24 protein-coding genes are annotated in these 22746 nt (G+C 37.8%); 11 read left to right on the forward strand and 13 right to left on the reverse strand.

Annotated features, from left to right (window positions below; translation table 11 throughout):
• Window positions 1-22: 22 nt before the first annotated feature.
• The 3 genes from QQS39_RS11000 to maeB form a co-directional block, all read right to left on the reverse strand.
• Window positions 23-805, reverse strand: coding sequence for an energy transducer TonB family protein (locus QQS39_RS11000; RefSeq protein ID WP_285804521.1), 783 nt, complete (start codon window positions 803-805; stop codon window positions 23-25).
• 45 nt (window positions 806-850) lie between these two features.
• On the reverse strand, window positions 851-1720 hold the full coding sequence (locus QQS39_RS11005; protein ID WP_285804522.1) for a ChaN family lipoprotein: 870 nt from the start codon (window positions 1718-1720) through the stop codon (window positions 851-853).
• A gap of 199 nt (window positions 1721-1919) precedes the next feature.
• Window positions 1920-4202 carry an NADP-dependent oxaloacetate-decarboxylating malate dehydrogenase gene (maeB, locus tag QQS39_RS11010; RefSeq protein ID WP_285804523.1) on the reverse strand — a complete coding sequence of 761 codons (2283 nt, stop codon included), beginning with the start codon at window positions 4200-4202 and terminating at the stop codon, window positions 1920-1922.
• Window positions 4203-4758: 556 nt separating this feature from the next.
• Here maeB and QQS39_RS11015 point away from each other — a divergent pair.
• A complete protein-coding gene (locus QQS39_RS11015; protein ID WP_069368881.1) occupies window positions 4759-5382 on the forward strand; it encodes a response regulator in 624 nt (207 codons plus the stop codon).
• A 79-nt stretch (window positions 5383-5461) separates the two neighbouring features.
• On the opposite strand, the gene QQS39_RS11020 is transcribed toward QQS39_RS11015, so the two are convergent.
• The gene (locus QQS39_RS11020) at window positions 5462-6022 is read right to left on the reverse strand and encodes a hypothetical protein (protein WP_100160343.1); all 561 of its coding nucleotides are present in this window, start codon (window positions 6020-6022) and stop codon (window positions 5462-5464) included.
• A 206-nt stretch (window positions 6023-6228) separates the two neighbouring features.
• On the opposite strand from QQS39_RS11020, the gene QQS39_RS11025 reads away from it, so the two are divergent.
• From QQS39_RS11025 to QQS39_RS11035, 3 genes are read left to right on the forward strand one after another with little or no spacing between them, the layout of a single operon-like run.
• Window positions 6229-6600 (forward strand): ArsC family reductase, encoded by a 372-nt coding sequence (locus tag QQS39_RS11025; RefSeq protein WP_196571569.1) that lies wholly within the window; start codon window positions 6229-6231, stop codon window positions 6598-6600.
• 5 nt (window positions 6601-6605) lie between these two features.
• Window positions 6606-7736: a succinyl-diaminopimelate desuccinylase gene (dapE, locus tag QQS39_RS11030; RefSeq protein WP_285804524.1), complete on the forward strand. Its 1131-nt coding sequence runs from the start codon at window positions 6606-6608 to the stop codon at window positions 7734-7736.
• Complete coding sequence (locus QQS39_RS11035; RefSeq protein ID WP_151435404.1) at window positions 7733-8401, forward strand: M15 family metallopeptidase; 669 nt, start codon at window positions 7733-7735, stop codon at window positions 8399-8401. The genes dapE and QQS39_RS11035 overlap by 4 nt, the downstream gene beginning before the upstream one ends.
• A gap of 17 nt (window positions 8402-8418) precedes the next feature.
• Here the strand turns inward: QQS39_RS11035 and QQS39_RS11040 are convergent, their stop codons facing one another.
• Window positions 8419-8802 (reverse strand): DUF454 family protein, encoded by a 384-nt coding sequence (locus QQS39_RS11040; protein WP_151435405.1) that lies wholly within the window; start codon window positions 8800-8802, stop codon window positions 8419-8421.
• Between the two features lie 97 nt (window positions 8803-8899).
• Between QQS39_RS11040 and QQS39_RS11045 the strand changes: the two genes are divergently transcribed.
• Complete coding sequence (locus QQS39_RS11045) at window positions 8900-9109, forward strand: YpfN family protein (RefSeq protein WP_036936107.1); 210 nt, start codon at window positions 8900-8902, stop codon at window positions 9107-9109.
• On the opposite strand, the gene QQS39_RS11050 is transcribed toward QQS39_RS11045, so the two are convergent.
• The 3 genes from QQS39_RS11050 to ypfJ form a co-directional block, all read right to left on the reverse strand.
• Window positions 9072-11120 (reverse strand): tRNA(Met) cytidine acetyltransferase TmcA, encoded by a 2049-nt coding sequence (locus tag QQS39_RS11050; RefSeq protein ID WP_285804525.1) that lies wholly within the window; start codon window positions 11118-11120, stop codon window positions 9072-9074. The two genes, QQS39_RS11045 and QQS39_RS11050, sit on opposite strands and share 38 nt — an antisense overlap.
• A gap of 2 nt (window positions 11121-11122) precedes the next feature.
• A complete protein-coding gene (locus QQS39_RS11055; protein ID WP_006533030.1) occupies window positions 11123-11575 on the reverse strand; it encodes a DUF441 domain-containing protein in 453 nt (150 codons plus the stop codon).
• Between the two features lie 61 nt (window positions 11576-11636).
• On the reverse strand, window positions 11637-12521 hold the full coding sequence (gene ypfJ, locus QQS39_RS11060) for a KPN_02809 family neutral zinc metallopeptidase (RefSeq protein ID WP_285804526.1): 885 nt from the start codon (window positions 12519-12521) through the stop codon (window positions 11637-11639).
• Between the two features lie 266 nt (window positions 12522-12787).
• Here ypfJ and QQS39_RS11065 point away from each other — a divergent pair, with 266 nt between their 5' ends.
• Both QQS39_RS11065 and QQS39_RS11070 read left to right on the forward strand, forming a co-directional pair.
• Entirely contained in the window at window positions 12788-13486 is a 699-nt protein-coding gene (locus tag QQS39_RS11065) for a helix-turn-helix transcriptional regulator (RefSeq protein WP_285804527.1), read from the forward strand.
• Between the two features lie 77 nt (window positions 13487-13563).
• Window positions 13564-14175: a glutathione S-transferase family protein gene (locus QQS39_RS11070; RefSeq protein ID WP_285804528.1), complete on the forward strand. Its 612-nt coding sequence runs from the start codon at window positions 13564-13566 to the stop codon at window positions 14173-14175.
• 177 nt (window positions 14176-14352) lie between these two features.
• Here the strand turns inward: QQS39_RS11070 and purC are convergent, their stop codons facing one another.
• From purC to dapA, 4 genes are all read right to left on the reverse strand, one after another.
• Window positions 14353-15066, reverse strand: a complete 714-nt coding sequence (gene purC / locus QQS39_RS11075; protein WP_285804529.1) for a phosphoribosylaminoimidazolesuccinocarboxamide synthase — start codon at window positions 15064-15066, stop codon at window positions 14353-14355.
• A 452-nt stretch (window positions 15067-15518) separates the two neighbouring features.
• Window positions 15519-16109 (reverse strand): phosphatase PAP2 family protein, encoded by a 591-nt coding sequence (locus tag QQS39_RS11080; protein WP_151435410.1) that lies wholly within the window; start codon window positions 16107-16109, stop codon window positions 15519-15521.
• A 249-nt stretch (window positions 16110-16358) separates the two neighbouring features.
• On the reverse strand, window positions 16359-17405 hold the full coding sequence (gene bamC, locus QQS39_RS11085; protein WP_151435411.1) for an outer membrane protein assembly factor BamC: 1047 nt from the start codon (window positions 17403-17405) through the stop codon (window positions 16359-16361).
• Window positions 17406-17421: 16 nt separating this feature from the next.
• Window positions 17422-18321 (reverse strand): 4-hydroxy-tetrahydrodipicolinate synthase, encoded by a 900-nt coding sequence (gene dapA, locus QQS39_RS11090; protein WP_151435412.1) that lies wholly within the window; start codon window positions 18319-18321, stop codon window positions 17422-17424.
• A gap of 215 nt (window positions 18322-18536) precedes the next feature.
• Between dapA and QQS39_RS11095 the strand changes: the two genes are divergently transcribed.
• On the forward strand, window positions 18537-19094 hold the full coding sequence (locus QQS39_RS11095) for a glycine cleavage system transcriptional repressor (protein WP_088495300.1): 558 nt from the start codon (window positions 18537-18539) through the stop codon (window positions 19092-19094).
• Between the two features lie 17 nt (window positions 19095-19111).
• A complete protein-coding gene (bcp, locus tag QQS39_RS11100) occupies window positions 19112-19582 on the forward strand; it encodes a thioredoxin-dependent thiol peroxidase (protein ID WP_151435413.1) in 471 nt (156 codons plus the stop codon).
• An 83-nt stretch (window positions 19583-19665) separates the two neighbouring features.
• On the opposite strand, the gene QQS39_RS11105 is transcribed toward bcp, so the two are convergent.
• A complete protein-coding gene (locus QQS39_RS11105) occupies window positions 19666-20742 on the reverse strand; it encodes an AI-2E family transporter (RefSeq protein ID WP_151435414.1) in 1077 nt (358 codons plus the stop codon).
• A gap of 154 nt (window positions 20743-20896) precedes the next feature.
• On the opposite strand from QQS39_RS11105, the gene bepA reads away from it, so the two are divergent.
• Together bepA and arsC are read left to right on the forward strand one after the other, a co-directional pair.
• Window positions 20897-22369, forward strand: a complete 1473-nt coding sequence (bepA, locus tag QQS39_RS11110) for a beta-barrel assembly-enhancing protease (protein WP_151435415.1) — start codon at window positions 20897-20899, stop codon at window positions 22367-22369.
• A gap of 9 nt (window positions 22370-22378) precedes the next feature.
• Window positions 22379-22735 (forward strand): arsenate reductase (glutaredoxin), encoded by a 357-nt coding sequence (arsC, locus tag QQS39_RS11115; RefSeq protein ID WP_285804530.1) that lies wholly within the window; start codon window positions 22379-22381, stop codon window positions 22733-22735.
• The last annotated feature ends 11 nt before the right edge of the window (window positions 22736-22746 follow it).

Here is a 22746-nt window from a genome sequence, read left to right on the forward strand (position 1 = left end):
TTTATTTCCTTTTAACCTGTCGTTAGAACGTTAGTTTAGAAAACTCAATTGGCATTTCAACCATTATTTTACCTTTCGACAATAACTCTATTGGCGGTATAGGCAAGGGTTCAGCACGTTTGAGTACTCTTTGTGCTTCTCTGTCTAAAGAACGCACGCCACTACTAAGGATCAACTCACTCGATATGACATAACCTTGTTCATCTACAATAAAGCGCACTTTAGAAACGCCGGTTTTACCTTTGCTTTCTGCTTCTTCAGGATAGGCTTTATAGCGATTAAGGTGCCCTTTTGTTTTAGCTTGCCATAATGCAAGCACACTTTCTGAACTATCTGAATCGCTATCATAATTTGCGCTAACATCATTAGATTGCTGTTTCGCTGCAGAGCGACTACTTGAAGGTGCTGATTGGCTAGACACATTTTCACTAATAGTGGGCGCAGGCTTTACCGGAGAGGTAATAGGTGTCACTTTGGCTGTTTGCTCTACATTGACTCTTCTTTTAGGTTTTTCGAGCAAAATCTCTGCATTTTCATTCACAATCAGATCAGGCTGTTTTTCAGCAATATCTTGCTCTACCTTTTTTTGGCTTGCTATCGCCAGTTGTTGATCGACGCCTACAACCTGTTTTTCATCGCTGATTGCTTGTACGTTTTCACTTAAGCTCATCATTACAGCTAATTCTGGCTCTTGTATAAATACCTTATTCTCTTTATTGAAATAAAAACAAGCCATGACAAAAATAGCATGTACACCGATAGCCAAAATAAATGCTTTGGAGCTACAAAGCTGAAATTTTGGCATTTGATCCATACAAGAGGAAATAAACATATTCGTGTTATCAATAAATTAAGGTAATACGACAGGTGTTATCCAAAGATAATCGGCATGAACTGAAGTAACATCACTTCCCTCTTCCGTCATTATCACGACTGTCACGTTTTCATTCGGTGCTAGATCAGCAACGTGTAAAGGTACACCCATTACTTTTGTGGCATGAAAAGAGCCAGCAATTAAAAGTGCGGGTGTCGGAGCATCTAATAAACTTTTAGCCATTGCACGATCGCGCAATTGCTGAATAACCGTCATTTTTTCTGCTTGTGTTTTATCAAGCTCGCCACCATGAGAAAGCTCGATGGTCTTTTGAATAAGTTCGCGAACAGATGGAGCAGTTGAATGCACACCATCAATAATAGGAGGGTTTTTATACGCACTAGATATTTCACTACGATCAATATTTGCCGCTAATAAAGGATAATCCGCGCTTAGTCCTGCTTTAACTATATTGCCATACCATTTCCAAGGCCAACCTGAATTCCATTTTAATGCAGCCATTAATCGCTCATCTCGTAGGTATTCAGAGCCTGAATAACGTTTTTTTGTATTATCAACTAATGATTGCTGGCTTGGTGTTAGCATCTCAAGTAAAACCGCTCCTTGAGGGCGCTTTTTAGGCAATTCTGTCATTAACCAATATTCAATATCATGATGATAAGCATTGTCATGTTTTTCACCAATAATCACATGCGATTGATTTGCTAATCGTGTTAACAGTGTATCTGCGGTGATGGATTGCCCAGTCTGAGTATCAATGATGTTTGCTGACTGAATAATTGCCAGATCTACGGTTGATACAGGTTGTTTTTCTATCGAATGACATGCTGAAAGGCTTACCAATGAAACTAGTAGTAAGATCCTTTTTGATATTGAGAAAAACATAATCATCCTATTAGTTATATATACCTACTTTAGTCGGAGCCATAGATTAATATTAATGTTAACGGTTATCAATATCATTCTGATATTAATTTGCATTTAATGTTTTTTGTGTCTATTCAAAGAGTATAAAAGTTGAAAAGCATAAAAAAAGCGCCTGATAAAAGGCGCTTTATAGATGGAATAATTTAATTAGTAATTATTAATTTTGAGATTGTGTCTGAGCTTCAACAACAGCTAATGCCACCATATTTACGATACGACGTACTGACGCAATTGGCGTCAAAATATGAGCTGGTTTAGCAACACCCATTAATACTGGTCCTACTGTCACACCATCAGAGCTAGTTACACGTAGTAAATTATAGCTAATACGTGCGGCTTCCATTGTTGGCATAACTAACAGGTTTGCAGAGCCTTTTAATGGGCTATCTGGCATTATATCTCGGCGAATAGATTCCACTAACGCTGCATCTGCATGCATTTCACCATCAATTTCTAATTCAGGCGCACGCTGTTTGATTATCTCTAATGCTTGTCTGAGTTTAATTGAAGATGGGCTATCAAAAGAGCCGAAACTTGAGCGAGAAACCAGCGCTGCTTTTGGCTCAATACCAAAGCGACGAATAGTATCAGCAGCCATAATTGTAATATCTGCTAATTGTTCTGCGGTTGGATCTTCATTGACGTAAGTGTCTGTAATAAAAGTGTTACCACTTGGCAATAGCAGTGCATTCATTGCCCCTGCGGTTTCCATTCCTTCACGTAAGCCAAACACATTTTTGTAGATTTCAAAATGTTCAGAATAGCTACCCACAGTACCGCAAATCAGACCATCAGCTTCACCTCGGCGAACCATAATGGCACCAATAAGTGTTGGATTGCCAATCATTGCTCGGCGAGCTTGCTCTTGTGATACACCGCGACGTTTCATGATTTGGTGATATTCTTGCCAATATTCTTTGAAACGTGGATCGTTTTCATTATTCACCACTTCAAAGTCTTTACCGGCTTTAATATGTAAACCCAATTTCTGAATACGCATTTCAATCACACTAGGACGACCAATTAAGATTGGTGTAGCTAATCCTAATGTTACTAATTCTTGTGTTGCATGCAGTACGCGGTTTTCTTCCCCTTCTGCTAACACAATGCGTTTTTTCTCTTTTTTTGCTTGAGAGAAAATAGGTTTCATAAATAAGTTCGTTTTATAAACAAACTCATTAAGGTGTTCGATATAAACAGAGAAATCTTTAATTGGGCGAGTTGCAACACCAGAATCCATCGCCGCTTTGGCAACCGCTGGCGCAATTTTCACAATCAAACGTGGATCAAACGGTTTCGGAATAATGTATTCAGGGCCAAAAGAAAGCTCCTGATCGCCATAGGCCGAAGCAACTTCTTCGTTTTGTTCAGCAAGTGCTAATTCTGCAATAGCATGAACACAAGCGAGTTTCATCTCTTCATTAATTGTTGTCGCACCAACGTCTAATGCGCCACGGAAGATAAATGGGAAACACAATACGTTATTAACCTGGTTTGGGTAGTCAGAACGCCCTGTACAGATAATCGCATCAGAACGTACCGCTTTTGCTAATGGGGGTAAAATTTCAGGCTCTGGGTTTGCAAGCGCAAGAATAAGCGGATCGCGTGCCATTTTTTTGACCATTTCTTGCGTTAATACGCCAGGCCCTGAACAACCTAAGAAAATATCAGCATTATTAATAACATCATCTAATGTACGAGTACCGTTATCTTCGATTGCATAAGCCGCTTTGGTTTCTGCCATATTAGCTTCACGTCCACGGTAGATAACCCCTTTAGAGTCACATACAGTAATGTTTTCGCGTGTTAGCCCTAAAGCAACTAATAAGTTCATACAAGCAATAGACGCAGCACCTGCTCCAGATACCACCAATTTTACTTTACTAATTTCTTTTTTAATAATACGTAAGCCATTAAGAATAGCGGCTGTAGAGATAATCGCTGTACCATGCTGATCATCATGGAATACAGGAATGTTCATTTTCTCACGCAGTTTTTTCTCAATATAGAAACACTCTGGTGCTTTAATATCTTCGAGGTTAATACCACCAAACGTTGGCTCTAATGATGCGATAATATCAACGAGTTTGTCAGGATCTGTCTCATTAACTTCAATGTCAAAAACATCAATGCCAGAAAACTTCTTAAACAAAACGCCTTTACCTTCCATCACAGGTTTACCTGCTAAGGCACCAATATTTCCAAGCCCTAGTACCGCAGTACCATTTGAAATCACCGCGACAAGGTTACCTTTGGCTGTGTAGCGATAAGCGGCAAGAGGGTTTGCTGCAATTTCTAAACAAGGAACTGCAACGCCCGGTGAATAAGCTAATGCTAAATCACGTTGGGTTGTGAGTGGTTTTGTCGGTGTTACTGTGATTTTGCCAGGTACGGGAAATTCATGAAAATCTAGAGCGCTTTGTTTTAATTTGTCTTCCATCTTCATATCCTTTGTATCAATAGGGTAAGGGCTTCGTTAGTATAATGGTAATGACGCGTTAAATCATGACGGCTCCGACACTTTTTTCAAATTAGTAAACTCGATTTATTAGAAACAACTAATACCTAGTTATAGGTATATTATTAACGCTATTTAATTTCATCAGTGTAATAAACTCGAACAGAAAAAAGACAATATCTGTTTATTATTTACCAGATATTAAATTAACATTTAAAATAATTAAAATTTTTATATAGCTTAAAAAAACAATAACTATTTTCACTTGTTGATTATTTTTAATATAGCCCAGTTTACGGTCAACTCATTGTAATTATAAAGATTTTATAGAATTAGATTTTTTGTTAGTCGTTTTGGTTATTTTCTTTTTTACCCGTAACAATAATTGGTGTAATATTGCCAACCGTCAATTTTATTTTCTTATTGTTTTAATAAGATGTCTGATTCTAATTTTTATTCCTCATTTGGAATTTACTTTTTTATTTTCTGCTATTGGAAAGATTACGCACATTATTATTTTTTTTTAGGGAGAGGGGTTATGCCTAGCTACTCAATTATGATAGTGGATGATCACCCTATCATGAGATATGGATTACGGCTATTGTTAGAAAAAGACAAGGATTTTGTCGTAGTAAGCGAAAGTGGCAATGCTCAAGAGGCTGTAACCGCTGCAAAACAGTTAAATCCAGACTTAATTATGATGGATTTAAATCTACAAGGGCGTTCAGGTATTGATATTATTCGGACACTTCGTCGCTCTGGTTTAACATCTTATGTTCTTGTTTTATCCGTTTCTGATTCACGTAATGATGTTTACGCTGCGTTGGATGCAGGCGCAAACGGTTATCTTTTAAAAGAGTGTGAGTTAGACATGCTATTACTTAGCCTACGTAAAGCGGCTGTTGGGCATCCAGTTTATAGTGAGCGAGTGTGGCAATATATTCAGCTTAGGCAAAACTATTCTGATCCACTTTCAGCATTGACTAAAAGAGAGTTGGATGTTCTTCATGAAGTGTCTGCAGGAATGAAAAATAAGCAAATTGCTGAGAATTTATTTATTTCTGAAGAAACAGTGAAAGTTCACATTCGTAATATTTTAAAGAAATTGCAGGTTACTTCTCGTTTAGCTGCCAGTCTTATTCTTATTAAGCATCAGTACTAAACGTTTTACCCCGACACAGGGTCGGGGTAATAAGATATATCGATTTAATATTCCATTTAAGTCTATATCACGTCATCTATTACTCAATAGGTACTGGATAACTCAATACTTTGAAATGATTATCCGGTAATTTTTCGATATTTAACTGATACAGTTCTCGGTTTATTCCATTAATCACAATATCAAGTTCACTAAAGGCAGATTGTATTTCTTCATTGGTTGCCCATGAAGGAATGCCTTTCACACCATAATAAAAATAAATTTTACTTTTACCTGAGCCTATTGGCTGAATTTCTTTTATCTGACTAATGAACAGGTGACCATAACAGAAGTCTTGATAAGGTTGCCACGCTCTGCGCCCCTTTTCACTGAGATTGAACACCCATTCTTCTCCATTTGCGGTTTGTTCAATCAATCCTGCCTCAACTAATGCATGCATTCTTTCTAATACCCATGGTGCATCATCTTCATTGCTGTACACAGGCCATTTCCCTTCGCCCAAACACAATAAATAATCACTGTTAAAAAAGGCCTCTAAGGCTATTTTATACTCATCAACTTTTTGGCTGTCATTTTCTTCATCTGCCCAGCTAAAAGAAGAGAGTAAAAGCAATATAAGACTCAGTGAAATACTTTTCATATTTTCTTTTACCAACGGAAATCTTTATTCGTATTTGTATTACTCTACGCTACACAATTCGTTACACTAACGTGACAGTTTAATATCCGATATATTTTATAATGTAAATAGGATTTTTCACTACAACAAAAGCTGTTATTTTGGAATTGTATAACACTCACTCTCATCAATACTAATATTACGTATTGTCATATAAGGAAAATATCATGTCCACGACGAACCTGACATATACCATGTACGGCATAAAAAATTGCGATACAATCAAAAAAGCACGTAAATGGCTAGATGATAATCATGTTCCCTACACATTTCATGATTACCGCAAAGAGGGTTTGACGGAAGCATTATTACGCACCTTTACAGAAAATTTAGATTGGCAGACACTTGTGAATAAAAGAGGAACAACTTGGCGTCAATTATCTGATGAAGAAAAAAACGCAATCACAGATGTTACCTCTGCAATTTCACTTATGTTAGATAAACCCGCCATCATTAAACGCCCTATTCTTGTGTCATCAGATAACCGCTTTATTGTTGGTTTTGATGTCAATGATTATTCGACCTTTACAGGAGCCTAATTTTTATGTCCTGCCCTGTTATTGAGCTTGCACAACAACTGATTTCGCGTCCCTCAATCAGCCCTGATGATCAAGGTTGTCAGCAACTGATTATCGATAGGCTTGCCCCTCTTGGTTTTACGATTGAAAGAATGCCTTTTGGTGAAACTGAAAATCTTTGGGCTTGCCGTGGTGGTGAAGGTGAAACACTGGCTTTTGCTGGTCATACTGATGTTGTACCAACAGGTGATCCTACTTTATGGGATAACCCGCCTTTTGAACCATCTATTCGTGATGGTCTGTTATATGGGCGCGGTGCGGCAGATATGAAAGGCTCGCTTGCTGCCATGATTGTAGCGGCTGAACGCTTTGTTCACGCCTATCCCGATCACCGTGGACGACTCGCTTTTTTAATTACATCCGATGAAGAAGCCAAAGCTATAGACGGTACAGTTAAAGTCGTACAATCTTTAATGTCGCGTGGCGAACGTCTCGACTATTGCCTTGTGGGTGAACCTTCAAGCCAACATCATTTAGGTGATATGGTAAAAAATGGTCGTCGAGGCTCAATAACAGCAAATTTAATTATTCAAGGTGTGCAAGGTCATGTCGCTTATCCTCACCTTGCAGAAAATCCCATTCATCTTGCCTCCCCTTTTATCCAAGAGCTAGTGAATACGGTTTGGGATGAAGGTAACGAATTTTTCCCAGCAACCACAATGCAAATTGCCAATATCCATGCAGGTACAGGCAGCAATAATGTCATTCCCGGAGAATTGTTTATTCAATTTAATTTCCGCTTTAGTACTGCCATTACAGATGCAGAAATTCGCCAACGCACAGAAGCATTATTACAAAAGCACCAACTTCGCTATCAGTTGGAATGGTCTTTATCTGGTCAGCCTTTTATTACTGGTCAAGGCAAATTGCTTGAAGCTATCCGTTACTCCGTTAAGCATTACACCAATTTAGAGCCAGAGCTTTCCACCAGTGGAGGCACTTCTGATGGTCGGTTTATTGCCCAAATGGGAGCGCAAGTTGTCGAATTAGGCCCTGTTAATGCAACAATTCATAAAGTTAATGAGTGTGTTAATGCGGCAGATTTACAACAGCTTAGCCGAATTTATCAGCGGGTTATGGAGCAACTTATTTTATGATAACGCCTTTAATGCTAACTGGACGTTCTACTGATCATTTAGTCACTTTATCCGGCCAGCATCGCTTACAATTTAATGCCACTAAGGCTTTTTTAGCATTACAACAACAAGCCGCAAAAGCAGGCTTTAAATTAATGCCAGCCAGCTCTTTTCGTGATTTTAATCGCCAATTGGCGATATGGAATGGAAAGTTTGAAGGTACCCGCCCCGTTTTAGATGCACAAAGCCAGCCAATAGATATTCATGCATTATCAGACGGTGAGCGCTGTATCGCTATTTTAAAATGGTCAGCATTGCCCGGTGCAAGCCGCCATCATTGGGGCACTGAGATTGATATTTACGATCCTTTCCGTTTACCTGAAGGTCAATCATTACAATTAGAACCTTGGGAATACGAGAATGGTGGCTATTTTGCAGAGCTGAATGAATGGTTAACGGAGAATATGTCAGCGTATGACTTTTATCGTCCTTTTACTCATAAAGAGAGCGATATTGCTTACGAGCCATGGCATATCAGTTATTGGCCTCTTTCTCATGAAGCTTCTCTTGCTTACACACCTGATATTCTAAAATCTGTGTTAGAAGAAGAGAATATTTATGGTAAGCAGTGGCTATTAGCTAATCTTGACGAAATATTTGCACGTTTCATTGTTTTGCCCGAGTAAATTTTGCTTGAATAACGTTATTTTTCATATGGGGCTTCTTGTTGATCGTTAACAGGAAGCCGCCACATAAATATCAACAAACACGCTAAGATTATCAGCAATAATATTCTGACCCAAAGCATAGACACTAGCCACAGTGAAATCGCAAACGTAATTAAGATAATTAAGATAGCTTTAGGTTTCGCCCCTTTGGGCATGGCGTGATAAGTTTGCCAATATCGTAAATAAGGACCGAACCAAGAACGATAAAGTAACCAATAATGGAAGCGCTTTGACGAACGAGAAAAACACCATGCAGCAAGTAATAAGAAAGGTGTCGTGGGTAACACAGGCAAAATAACACCTAAAGTGGCTAATCCAACACATAACCAACCTGCTATAATCAATAATATCCGTTTCATGCTGTGCTTTCCAATCTATGCTTTATTGCGTTATTTTATAGAGTAAATAAAAAAGATCCTCATTCTCAACAACAATTTTAAAATATAAGGCTTATTTATGCACTGGTTTGCTGACTATTGGTGGGTAATTTTAATTCTTTTAGTAGGAATTATTATTAACGCTATTAAAGATATGAACAAAATCGATCCCAAGCAATTTCTTAAAAATAAGCGAAAGCTGCCTCCACATCGTGATTTTAATGATAAATGGGATGATGAAGATGATTGGCCTAAACAAAATCAAAACAAGAAGGATGAGAATAAGTAGCTAACCACTGTTGATAACGCGATGTTAATTGAGGATCTTTTTCAGCCATTAATTGTGCGCATTGTTCTCTTAATTGCTTAGTTAAGGCTTTTTTTCCTGATAAAGAAAACTCAGTTACACACTGCTCAACAGCCTTATTGTCTACAAAAAAAGCCACTAATAACGGATAGTGTTGTTCATAACCCACCAAAAAGTGAGCAACACTCTTATAAACAGTAAGTGCTGGACGATGAGCAAATGCAAAACCCGCCATCATTAACCAACTGTCTTGTGGTCTATCAATATGATTTGGTATTAAATTATCCGCCAAGCAGAGCTTAGTTTGCTGTTTTATTTGCGGATATTGCAAAGCAAAAGCACGTAAAGACGAGCGCAATAACTGTTCGCCTTTTTCTGTTAGTGGATAAATTGCCATTGCCGCGTAACATCCACTGCTTGCCTCTTTATGAACCCCAAGCCGTACTATTTGAAAGCCACATTGCATCCAAAACTGTGCTAACACTTCGGTATAACCAAAGCTCACCGAAAGATAATCAATAGCCTGTTTTTGGCTCACTTTGACAATATCAGCAATTAAATTTGCAGCAATTTTTTGGCGTCGATATTGCGGTAAAACCGCAATACGGCTAATACGCAATGAGTTTAAACACATTGCATCGGGTGTTAAACCATAAGTGACTAATGATTGAGCAACCAGATTGCCTCTAGGTCTACGAGTACCTAACCAGACATCATGAGCAAGTTCGAAAGGTAATCCCCCTTCTTCGATACACCACACCGCACCCACGATATTTTTATTAATTGATGCAGACCAATAACGCTGTTTTTGACCATCAAGTAAACGTCGTAGATCAAGTGGGGTTGTTCGATAATGCGCACTAGTAAGTAACTGATAAAAATCATGTAGTTGTAAAATATTATTATGCCAACTTCCTTGAAGCTGGTGGATATCGATTTCACCTTGTTGCTGACAATCAAAATCGTACTCAGGTTCATCAAGCAATAACAACTGATTTAACCAATTTTCTAATGGGCAATCTTTAGCCCAACGAATGGGGGTTTTTAATTGATAGGTACGCAAATTAGGAATATTGTCTCCTAACTTCAGCATAAAACCTCGGCCTGTTCCTTCATAGCCTTGTACCGTGGTTGTCATTAATACATTAGGAAAATAGCCACATAGCGCTTCTAGCTGTGCAATAGGCAGAGAAGCTGCCTCATCAATAATCAGCCAATCACTGTGAATTTCGTTATTTATACACAGCGCTAATAAATTATCAGGAGAGCAAAATGAAATAGCTTTATTGGTGTGTGAAGATAAAACATCTGTAATATTTTTAGCCGGCGCGCATACCAGTACATTTCCTTGATATTGCTCGATAAACATTCCTGCTAACGCTGACTTTCCTCTGCCTCTTGGTGCAATAACGCTCCAAATACCCGATGTTGATAATAGCAAATTATCTAAAATAGCTTGCTGCTCTGCGGTTGGTTTACCTTGTGGAAGCGACCAAGATTTAGCTTTTTCAATCAATGGGGGGAAATGAAATGGCGTTGATTGTTGCCAGACAATGGCGTGATCATCATTTAAAGTGATGTTTTTTAGCCATGCCATAAAATTTGGTGTTGAAAGCACGCCTTGAGCATCATTCCAGCGCTGACTATCGTTATCGATATAACTGTCCCAACGTTCAATATCAGGCAAGCACAAAATCAATACACTGCCCGCTTTTAATGTGCCCGCTAACATGGCTAACGCATCAGTATTAAATCCCTCATTAGCATCAAAAACCGCATGTAGAAACTCACGCCCTAATAGGCGAATAGCATGTTCAGGCAAAATAGCATCAGGTTGATTGGACGAAATAGTGACCCAATCACCTTGGCATAATTGAGTTATTTGCTGGATCTGTGCCGTTTGCCATGCAGGTTCACCCGCTAATAGCAGTAATTGGCGTTGCCCTAATTGAGCTAATTTTTGCTGGTATTGATGTAAATGGGAAAATGGCACAGCTAGGATTTACCGATTAACAATGAAAGAATACCCGCTGCAATTAATGGCCCAACAGGTACACCACGGAAAAGTGCGACACCAATGACGGTTCCCACTAATAAACCAGCAACCGTTGAAGGCTGGTTATTCATTAGAGAAACACCCCGTGCGCCTAACCAAGAAACCGCGATACCTATTGCAATTGCCAGCAGTGATTTCCAGTTTAAAAATGAGTTAAGAACTTCTTGCCCTGAAATACGCCCAGTTGCTATGGGGGTCATTACCCCAATAGTCAAAATTAAGATCCCGATGGTCATGCCATATTTTTCAACAACAGGAAAATATTGATTTAGAGGCGTGATTTTAATCACTAACAAAGCAAGCATTGCCAACGTTACAGTCATATTATGACTAATAATGCCAAGCCCCGCGAGAACCAGCAAAATTAATAGTGAGGGATCAACGTTACTCATGTTTGTTCCTAAGCCTTTCTCTTTATAGCGTTAATTATCTTTTATTTACCGTCGAATGGTATTAGTTCAAAGACGAAGAAGCAAATGTATCGCAAGATTTAATGCTGCCACTGTTATAGCCTCTCATAAACCAAGTCTTGCGCTGTTCTGCGGTGCCGTGTGTAAAACTATCAGGCACGACATAACCCTGCTGTTGCTTCTGTAATTTATCATCACCTATCGCTTGTGCCGTTTTGATCGCAGTTAATAAATCGCTTTCATCAATACGACCTTCACCTGCAATAAAATGTCCCCACATTCCAGCAAAACAGTCTGCTTGTAGCTCTAATTTTACAGATAAACGATTTGCTTCTGCTTTTGATCGCGCCATTTGTTGTTTTTCACGCATTTGATCAGTGATACCTAATAAATGCTGAACATGGTGCCCTACTTCATGTGAAATCACATAACCTTGAGCAAATTCACCACCACCACCTAGGCTATGTTTCATTTCATTATAAAAAGAGAGATCGAGATAAATTTTTCTATCCGCGGGGCAATAAAAAGGTCCCATTATTTTCGTACCTGTACCACATTGCGTTGTGGTGCTGTTGGTATATAAAACGAGTTTAGGATAGCTGTATTGTTTGCCTGCTTGTGCAAAAATAGTTTGCCAAAAATCTTCTGTACTGGCTAAAACGACACTACTAAAATCTGCGGCTTCATTATAAAGGGCGCTTTGTTGTTCGTTACGTTGTGGCGATTGTCCGGTTTCACCCGTTAATGAGTTAAAATCAAACCCCATAAAACTGGCTATCACTAAAACAATAATAATCACAAACCCATATTTAGTGCGTAGCAAAAGTGCAATTAATCCTAATGGGAGATTACCACCGCCTGATACGGGAGAAGATTGCCCTCTTCTATCTTCAACATTGTCACTTCTTCGGCGATCATTCCAACGCATAACTTATCCCCATAGTTTAAATAGACGACTTTAGCTTTATTATGAACAAATTTATCACTTGATTTGAGATAATAACAAATAATTGCAATCTCTATTCCCTATTTTTTAAGAGCAAGATAATAGAGACTATCAGAGTAAGATGACACCCGTTGTCACAACGAAAAAATAAGCATCGTAAGGAATTAAATCTGCTTTTTTAACGATTTCATAATAGAATTCTTATTTCTTGCCTGTGTATTTTTCTTCACTAATAAATAGATAATTTAATGACTCGAACCCAACGTTTACTCACTTTATTGCAGATTTTAAAAGAAAATCGCTATCCGATCACGGCAGAAGTATTAGCTGATAAATTACAAATTAGTGTCAGATCTATTTATCGTGATATTGAATCTTTACGTAATCAAGGTGCTGAAATCACAGGTGAAGCAGGTATAGGTTATCAGCTAAAATCAGGCTTACTCCTACCACCATTAACCTTTGATATTAATGAACTCGAAGCGCTTATTTTAGGATTACGTTGGGTGGAAAGTAATACAGATAAAGAATTAAGTCACTCTGCATTACGAGCAATTAATAAAATCAATGCCGTGGTAACAACACAGCATCAAACTTTACTTGAACAAAATACATTGTTTGTTCCCACAAACCGAATTATTGAAGTTGATCATACCATTGCTAAAGATATGCGTTTTAGTTTACGCGAAGAAAAAAAAGCCAAAATAGATTATCAAGATGCTCAAAAACAATTAAGTACTCGAATTATTTGGCCAGTTGCTGTGGGTTACTTTCAAGATTCGCAAGTGATTGCTGCATGGTGTGAATTACGCCAAAGCTATCGCCATTTTAGGCTCGATAGAATTATCTCTTATGAAGTATTAAGTGAGAATTTGCCTTACCCTAAAAACTATTTACTCTCTCGATGGAAAAAAGAGATCCTCAAAGAGGCTCCTGACAAAAACTGACGCACCGTTTGCGTAATATCTTCCTTGCTGTCTCAGTTTAAACAACATCATATTAATCAACACAGTAAGGAAACATCATGAGTGAACTTATTTTTTATACTAATACAATGTCTCGCGGTAACACAGTAGAGCTTTTCTTAAAAATGCTAGATGTGCCTTATCAGCGTGTTGAATTAGAATATGGCGAACCAATGCGTACCCCTGAATATCTTGCGATTAATCCAATGGCAAAAGTGCCTGCTCTCGTTGATGGTGACAATATAGTCACTGAAACAGCAGCAATTTGTGCTTATTTAGCCGATAAGTTTATTGAAAAAGGATTTGCGCCTGCTTTAAATTCGCCAGAGCGTGCGGCTTATTATCGTTGGTTCTTTTTTACTGCAGGTCCTATTGAATCTGCATTTACGATAAAAGAGCTTGGTATGGAGCTTAATGAAGAACAGCAAAAATCATCTGGTTTTGGTTCTTTTGAACGTGCTTTTCATTGCTTAGAAACCGGCTTAGCCAGCGCAAAACCTTATCTTTGTGGCAAAAATCTAACGGCTGTTGATGTTTATGTCGGTTACTTCCTTATATTTTTATGTAAATACGCACTTATTGAGCCGACACCATTAATTAATCAGTATCTTGATAACCTTGCACTTAATAATGAAATAAAACAGCTATTAAAAAGTTTAGGATTACGATAGATTTTCTTATGATTAAAAATCATTCAATCAAGCTAACTGCATAGCTGCTTAATTATGTTCTTTAATACATTCCATTTAAAACGTGATATTTAAAACTCGATATTAAAAAAAAGGTCAGTTTTTAAGCTGACCTTTTCTAATTACATCAAGTTTGGCTTGACGTAATCGTTTGCGTATTTAGTCTAAAGAAACACCGATTCGACGTGCAACTTCTTCGTATGCTTCAATTAATCCGCCTAAGCTTTGACGGAAACGGTCTTTGTCCATTTTATCTAAGGTATTTTTATCCCATAGACGGCTTCCATCAGGAGAGAATTCATCACCTAATACAACTTTGCCATGAAATAGACCAAACTCAAGTTTAAAATCGACTAAAATAAGTCCTGCTTTATCAAAGAGTTCGCTAAGGACATCGTTTGCTTTATAGCTCAAACGTTTCATTTCTGCGAGGTTTGCTTTAGACACCCAACCAAAGGTTTCACAGTAAGATTCATTGACCATAGGATCATGACGTGCATCATCTTTTAAGAATAAATCAAAGATTGGTGGATTTAAAAGTGTACCTTCTTCAATACCTAAACGTTTGACTAATGATCCCGCTGCACGATTACGAATAACGCATTCAACAGGTACCATATCGAGTTTTTTTACTAGCACTTCATTATCAGAAAGCAAACGTTCCATCTGCGTTGGGATACCCGCTTCTTCCAGTTTATTCATAATGAAATGGTTAAATTTGTTATTTACCATTCCTTTACGATCAAACTGTTCAATACGTTGGCCATCTAACGCTGATGTATCATTTCTGAATTCAAGGATAAGAAAATCAGAAGATTCAGTGGCATAGACCGTTTTGGCTTTTCCACGATACAACTCAGCTTTTTTCTGCATCTGACACACTCCAAAGATGTGATAGGTTTAACAAGAAATTTGCTTCCCATACTCTACTCTAGATCAGATAAAAAAGCTTTTAAAACGTGAGTACTATCACTAAAAAATCTTAAAGACAACGCACGGCTCACAACGTTTTGTTGTTGAAAACCACCAATAAAAGAGTCGTTTGATAAAATCAGGATATATAAAATAGAAAAAGTCAGAATAAGAATAATTATAGATTATATCACCGCATTATTTTTATTTTTAGATGATATTATTAGTAAGCATTAGATCTGTTTCAGATTACATCTATTTTGAGTAATTAATAATAAAAAACCAGATTAATTTCTTTTTATTGAAAGTTAATCTGGTTATCAATGTTAGCATCAATAAATTTTAATGACTTATTTCTTATCTATTTTTATATTTAAAAAATGCATGTTATCTCTTAATAACATCATGCTTAATTAAATAATAAAACAATAGATCTCATAAGCAAACCAACCTAATAAAGCGCCAGCAGGTAAATCAATTAAGTAATGTTGTTTCGTAAACATGCAAGATAATGCAATAAATAATGGGAATAAGAAAACCCATGGACCTAAAGTTGCATAAGCAAGGCATGCTGTGAGTGTTGCAACGGAAACATGCATACTTGGGAAGCAGTTTGAAGAGTCATCAAAATACTGAACAAATTTAAGAAATTTCTCTGACGCTGTTTTTCCTGGGTTTAAGGTGCGCCAATGTGCTGGGGTTGCAACAGGGAACACAACAAAGAAAAACATTTGCATGACGAGTAAAACAATATAACTAAAAACAATCATAATAAATTGTCTTGAGTCTTGAATGATCCAATTAAGATATAAAATTGCAGGATAATATAAGAAGCTATAGATCCATGACCACCATGGCCAGAAAGGAATTTTCTCATCAATTGGTGAATTAATAACTTTCACTTCTCTCAATGTATATCGTTGAGTAAAAAAATAAAATTGATAAACACCTACGATAAGTATCCCACTTAATATCAAGTGAATAATCATATCACCTGCACTCATAAATACCTCTTTATATAGTCAGCAAATGCTTTGTTATTTTTATTTAAGAATAAGAATTGACGCAATATTGCATAAATTTAAGCGTATTGCATTAAGATTAATATTATTAATAATAATTAAATTAAACCCTATCATTAAAAGAGCATTCAATTAATGACGTTTAATTTAGATTAATACCATTATGTTCAGATCATAAAAAAGCCGCACAACATTTATTGTGCGGCTTCTCGTATTTTTAAAGAAAAATACTTATTTTACCGGTTTACTGAAAGCAGCTTTCAGCGCAGCAACCATTTGATCATTTTGTGATTGTGTTAATGGTTTACCTTTATCACTGATAAATTGTAAACTACTGCGGTTATTTAAATCGCCGACTTGTAATTTATAATCAGCTTCTTCAACCGTTGGTCTATCAACACCTAACGCGCTCCAGTTTGCACTGCTCATTCCTTTATAGGTTACTTCAATTGAACCTTTAGAACGTGTGCGATCGCCCATCTTCATACCAACACTTTCTAATGCGATAGGTAATCTATCCCAAACCACATCAAATGGTGCACGAACGATAATCACTGGAAGACCTGCATTATCACTGCCACTTTGGACATCGATAATACCTTGTAAATTGCTGCTTGCCGTATTTTCGCTTAAATTACGCATACGGTTTAAGCCATCAACCAATTCGTTAAGCATTAAAATATTGTAACGCTTCACTTCAGCCGGATCAGTCATTTCAGTTTCGCCTTGGCGTAAACCTTCGTTAGTCACTGTTAACGAAATAACATTACCTGACTGAGCAATCACTAAACGCTGACGTGTTTGGAAAGGTACGTTTTCATCAGCACGCAACCATGTGATCCAATCAGTATGAAGCTCTTTTTGTCCCGCATCACTTTTAACAATCGCAACACCTTTCTCTTTTAAGATAGCGTTAACTTGCTCATATAGTGTTGTATTTTCAGGTGAGTTTGGTAATAACAAACGGCTGTTATCTGCATTATTTTCACTGCGTGAACCACTTAACAGATTCAATGCTTGAGTTGGTGGACGAATATCAAGCGCTAAACCAACAGGTTCAGTTTTTTTAGGGGTTGGAATGTCATATTCCCCATTTTGCAAAGGCAACACCATACCCGCCGGAATCGCTAAATTCTTTAGCCCTGCCGTCTCTAAATAAGACTCATCACCACTGACCTGACGTTTATAGCGCTGATCACTTGAACAGGCTGCCAGTAAAACCACCAGCGACAGACCCGCGACTTTCATAATCTTTGATTTATGCAATAGTGTTGCCATTAAAATTCCCTAAGTTTTACAGTATTCCCGCTGTTAACAGCGCTTTCTCAACAATTTGCTGACCTGATGATGTCAACGGAGTCATAGGTAAGCGCAATGTGGCGTCTTCAATCAATCCAATACGTTGACACGCCCATTTAGCTGGGATTGGATTAGGTTCAACAAATAACTGATGATGTAGATCCATCAGACGTCGATTAAGTTCACGCGCTTTCGCAAACTCACCCGCATTTGCTAATCGACATAATTCTACCATCTCTGACGCAGCAACGTTAGCAGTAACCGAAATAACACCATGACCGCCAAGTTGCATAAAGTCTAATGATGATGCGTCATCGCCACTTAATAAGATAAAACTATCATCATTAACCAACTCTTGGATTTGACTAACACGACTTAAGTTCCCTGTCGCCTCTTTAATTGCCACAATATTATCCAACTTGGCTAAACGTGCAACTGTTACAGGCAATAAATCGCATCCAGTACGACCCGGTACATTATACAGGATTTGTGGTAATTCGGTGCTTTCAGAAATCGCTTTAAAGTGCTGATATAATCCTTCTTGTGAAGGTTTATTATAATATGGCGTCACACTTAAACAACCTGCAATACCTTTATTTTCAAACTGTTGTGTAAACCAAACTGCTTCAGATGTTGCATTAGCGCCTGTACCAGCAATGACAGGAATACGCCCATCTGCCATATCTAATGTCATTAAAACGACATCAACATGCTCATCGTGACTTAATGTTGCAGATTCTCCTGTTGTACCGACAGAAACAATGGCTGCACTGCCTGCCTTAACATGATAATCAACTAATTTACGTAAACTAACCCGGTCAACGTTGCCTTTTGCGTCCATTGGCGTAACCAATGCCACCATACTGCCTGTAAAATTAAATTCGTTATTCACCATAATCATTGCTCCGAGATAGACGTATACTCAATGGTACTCATTCATTGCTCTATTGAAAACTACTTAACTCTAGGTTTCTAATGAAATTTGCTAATATTCTTTGATGTGAATTAAAGAGATATAATAATTGAAGATAGTGAGCAAGGGATCTTGGCAGAAATCGAAATTTGTGTTTACCTGTTAAGAATAAACTGAAAGTCAAAAGGAACCTTATTTTGCCCATACCTGATAAACATTTTCTCGTCATTACTGCATTAGGTGCTGACCGTCCTGGTATTGTTGATACCATTACACAACTAGTCAGCCAATGCGGGTGTAATATCGAGGACAGCCGACTTGCGATGTTTGGTCAAGAGTTTACGTTTATCATGCTACTTTCAGGTGGCTGGAACGCTATTGCGCAATTAGAAGCGTTATTGCCCATTAAAAGTGCGGAACTGGATTTATTGACCGTAATGAAAAGAACCACCAATGGTGCGCCAATTACTTATCCTTCAACAATCGCAGCGAAAGTTGATATTGAAGATGCACCCGGTATTGTAGAACGTTTTACTAATCTATTTAGCCAACATAATTTTAATCTTGCTGAATTAATATCTAAAACACATCCATCAGAAGATGGCTCTCCTGCCCGTTTAGAAATACAAATTACGGCGCATAATCCATTAGATGATCATGGTATTGTTATTAATGAGAAATTTAATCAATTATGTACAGAGCTGAACGCTCAAGGCACAATTAGTATCGTAAATAGTCTGATGATGAAACAGTAAAAATGGAGAATGACCTAATGAACCCATTAAAAGCCGGTGAAAAGGCGCCTCAATTCAGTCTGCCCGACCAAGATGGAGAAACAATTAATTTATCTGATTTCGCTGGCCAACGTGTGCTCGTTTATTTTTACCCTAAAGCAATGACTCCGGGTTGTACAACCCAAGCATGTGGCTTACGTGATGAAATGGATGCGCTAAAAAAAGCCAAAGTTGAAGTATTAGGTATCAGCACAGATAAATCAGAAAAACTTTCCCGTTTCGCTGAAAAAGAGATGTTAAATTTCACGTTGCTTTCAGATGAAGATCATAAGATCGCAGAAGAGTTTGGTATCTGGGGAGAAAAGCAATTTATGGGAAAAACTTACGATGGCATTCATCGTACAACATTCTTAATTGATAAAAATGGTGTTATCGAACACGTATTTGATAACTTTAAAACCAGTAATCACCATCAAGTCGTTCTCGACTATCTCGCTCAGCATCCATAATAAATGCTTCGATTGATAAAATAACAGACAGCTTACACTGTCTGTTTTTTATTTATCTTTTATTACTGCATTCAATGCCGTACTTAGTTTTTCTTGATATGTTGCTCATTCGCAATTTCATCGGGTAAGGCATGCAATACAGCTTTTATCAGCGTTGCTAATGGAATAGCAAAGAAAACGCCCCAAAATCCCCACATTCCACCGAATATAATCACTGATAATATAATGACTAAAGGGTGCATATTTACGGCTTCAGAATACAAAATGGGTACTAATAAATTGCTATCTAATCCTTGAACAACAAGATAAGCGATAAATAACGCCCAGAAATCAGAGCCTAATCCCCACTGAGATAATGCAATCACAATAACTGGGATCGTTGCTAAAACAGCACCAACGTAAGGCACTAAAACAGAAACACCGACGATAACAGCAAGCAATACAGAGTAGCGTAAGTCAAAGAAAGCAAATACAAAATAAGTGAAAATACCCACAATTATCATTTCAGTGACTTTACCGCGAATATAATTGGTAATTTGCTGGTTAACTTCAATCCAAACTTGTGCTGCCAATATTCTGTTTTTGGGTAAAACACGACGAACCGCATTAAGCATCTGTTGCTTATCTTTAAGTAAGAAGAACGTCATTAAAGGGACAAGAATAAGATAAATCGACAGTGTAATAATGCCAATTAACGAAGCTAAAGACACTTTTAATACAGATTCAGCCACCGTTGAGAACTTGCTGCGTAAGTTTTCTGCCATCATATCAACGATGCCAGCATCCATTAATGCAGGGAAACGATCGGGTAATTCACGCGCAAATGCATTGAACTTATTGATCATATTTGGGATATCTGAAATCAGTGTCATCCCCTGTTGCCACACAGTTGGCGCTAAAATCAAAATAACAATGGCACTAATACCGATAAAGAGTGTCAGAATTATCGATACTGCCCATATACGAGCGCATCCTAATTTTTCAAGTAAATGAGTTGGCCACTCTAAAAGATAAGCAAGCACAATTGCCACCAATAAAGGAGCAAGTATGCCACTGAAAAAATACAGAATTGAAAAGCCGGCAATCAAAATAACCACAAGAGCGATAACTTGTGGATCAGCAAATCGGCGTTTGTACCATTGAACAAGCAAGTCCAGCATGAAAATAAAGATCCTTTATAATAATCAGAACAATAGAGCTATATGTATTCATTTACATAAGCAATAATCTTTTGACAGATTTTACGTTAGGTTTTGCTATCATACATCATTAATTATTAATTATTCGTTAAGATAGCCATCAGGATACAGTTGTATGAAACTCAGACTTAAAAAACCCTTAGTCGCGCTTCTTGTTTCTGCGTTGCTATCAACATCAGTAGTGCCAGCGCATGCTGCGATTGATATTGAAGACTCTTTACCTGATATGGGAACTACCGCAGGCTCGACATTAAGCATCAATCAAGAAATCGCTATGGGTGATTACTATACTCGCCAACTGAGAAATAGTGCACCATTAGTTTTTGACCCATTACTCTCTAACTATATTAATAATTTGGGGCAAAAACTTGTTTCTAACGCCAGCTCAGTCAAAACCCCTTTTCACTTCTATTTAGTTAACAACCCCAATATTAACGCCTTTGCATATTTTGGCGGAAACATTGTTTTGCATTCTGCTCTCTTTCGATATAGCCAGACAGAAAGTGAATTAGCCTCTGTAATGGCTCACGAAATCACACACGTTACTCAACGACATTTAGCGCGAATGCTTGAAGACCAAGCTAAAACAACACCGCTCGCACTTGCTGGCGTATTGGGTTCTATTCTGATATTTATGGCAAATCCCAATGCCGGTCTTGCTACCTTTACGGGAAGTATGGCGGGTATGCAACAAAATATGATCACATTCACGCAAATGAATGAGCAAGAAGCAGACCGTATCGGAATACAGACACTCTATCGTGCAGGATTTGATCCCAAAGGGATGCCTGATTTTATGCAAATTCTTGCTGACCAAGTACGATATAGCTCTAAACCGCCTGAAATGTTATTAACGCACCCCTTACCCGATAGCCGCTTATCCGATGCAAGAAGCCGAGCAAGTCAATTTCCTGCTCGACAGGTTCCACAGTCAGCTAACTTTCTGTTTGCTAAAATGCGTGTCTTAACCATGCTGACGAAAAACCCAACATCTGAGAATGCATTACAAACGGTACTTGATCAGTTTAAGCAAGGTACTGATCTTGAAAAGTCGGCCGCAAATTACGCGCTAATACTGATCTATTCTCGTGATCGTAAATTTGATGAAGCAAGAAAACTGCTCACCCCGATGTTAGAAAAAGAGCCTAATAATATTTGGCTTATTGATGCAATGACAGATATCGATTTAGAACAAAATAGAGCCGGTGATGCAGTTGCAAGATTACAACTCGCATTAAAACAAAACCGCAGCAACAACGTCATTATTGCCAATTTAGCGAATGCATATATGCATAATAAGCAATATAACGAAGCTAACCGCCTACTTTATCGTTATACCTTTGATAACCCAAATGATCCTATTGGCTGGCAATTAATGGCAGAAAATTCAGCCAAACAGGGTGATAGAGCACATGAATTAGCCGCTTATGCGGAAGATTTAGCACTTAGAGGTGACTTTGAAACAGCGATCCGTTACTTAGGTGATGCAAGTAGACAAGTTAAACTGGGTAGTAATGATCAAGCTCGCTTTGATGCTCGCATAGACCAATTAAGAAAAATTCAGCAAAGAGACAGTCAATTTAAATAAGGGACAACCATGACCAAGAAAGTGACGATTTATCATAATCCACGCTGTTCAAAAAGCCGTGAAACCTTACATTTACTGGAAGAAATGCAAATAACGCCTAATGTTATTCACTATCTAGATACAGCACCTTCCGTTGCGGAGCTTAAAACACTGCTCAAAGCATTAGGTTTTAATGATGCAAGAGAGTTAATGCGTACAAAAGAAGAAATTTATAAAACGCTAAAACTGGCTGATGAAACATCACAAGATGCATTAATTCAAGCAATGCATGAAAAACCTAAACTTATTGAACGCCCTATTGTGGTTGTCGGTAATAAAGCCCGTTTAGGTCGTCCACCAGAGCAAGTGAAAGAACTGTTTAATTAATCTTCAAAATT

It is taken from the genome of Proteus appendicitidis (assembly GCF_030271835.1).
Classification (GTDB): domain Bacteria; phylum Pseudomonadota; class Gammaproteobacteria; order Enterobacterales; family Enterobacteriaceae; genus Proteus; species Proteus appendicitidis.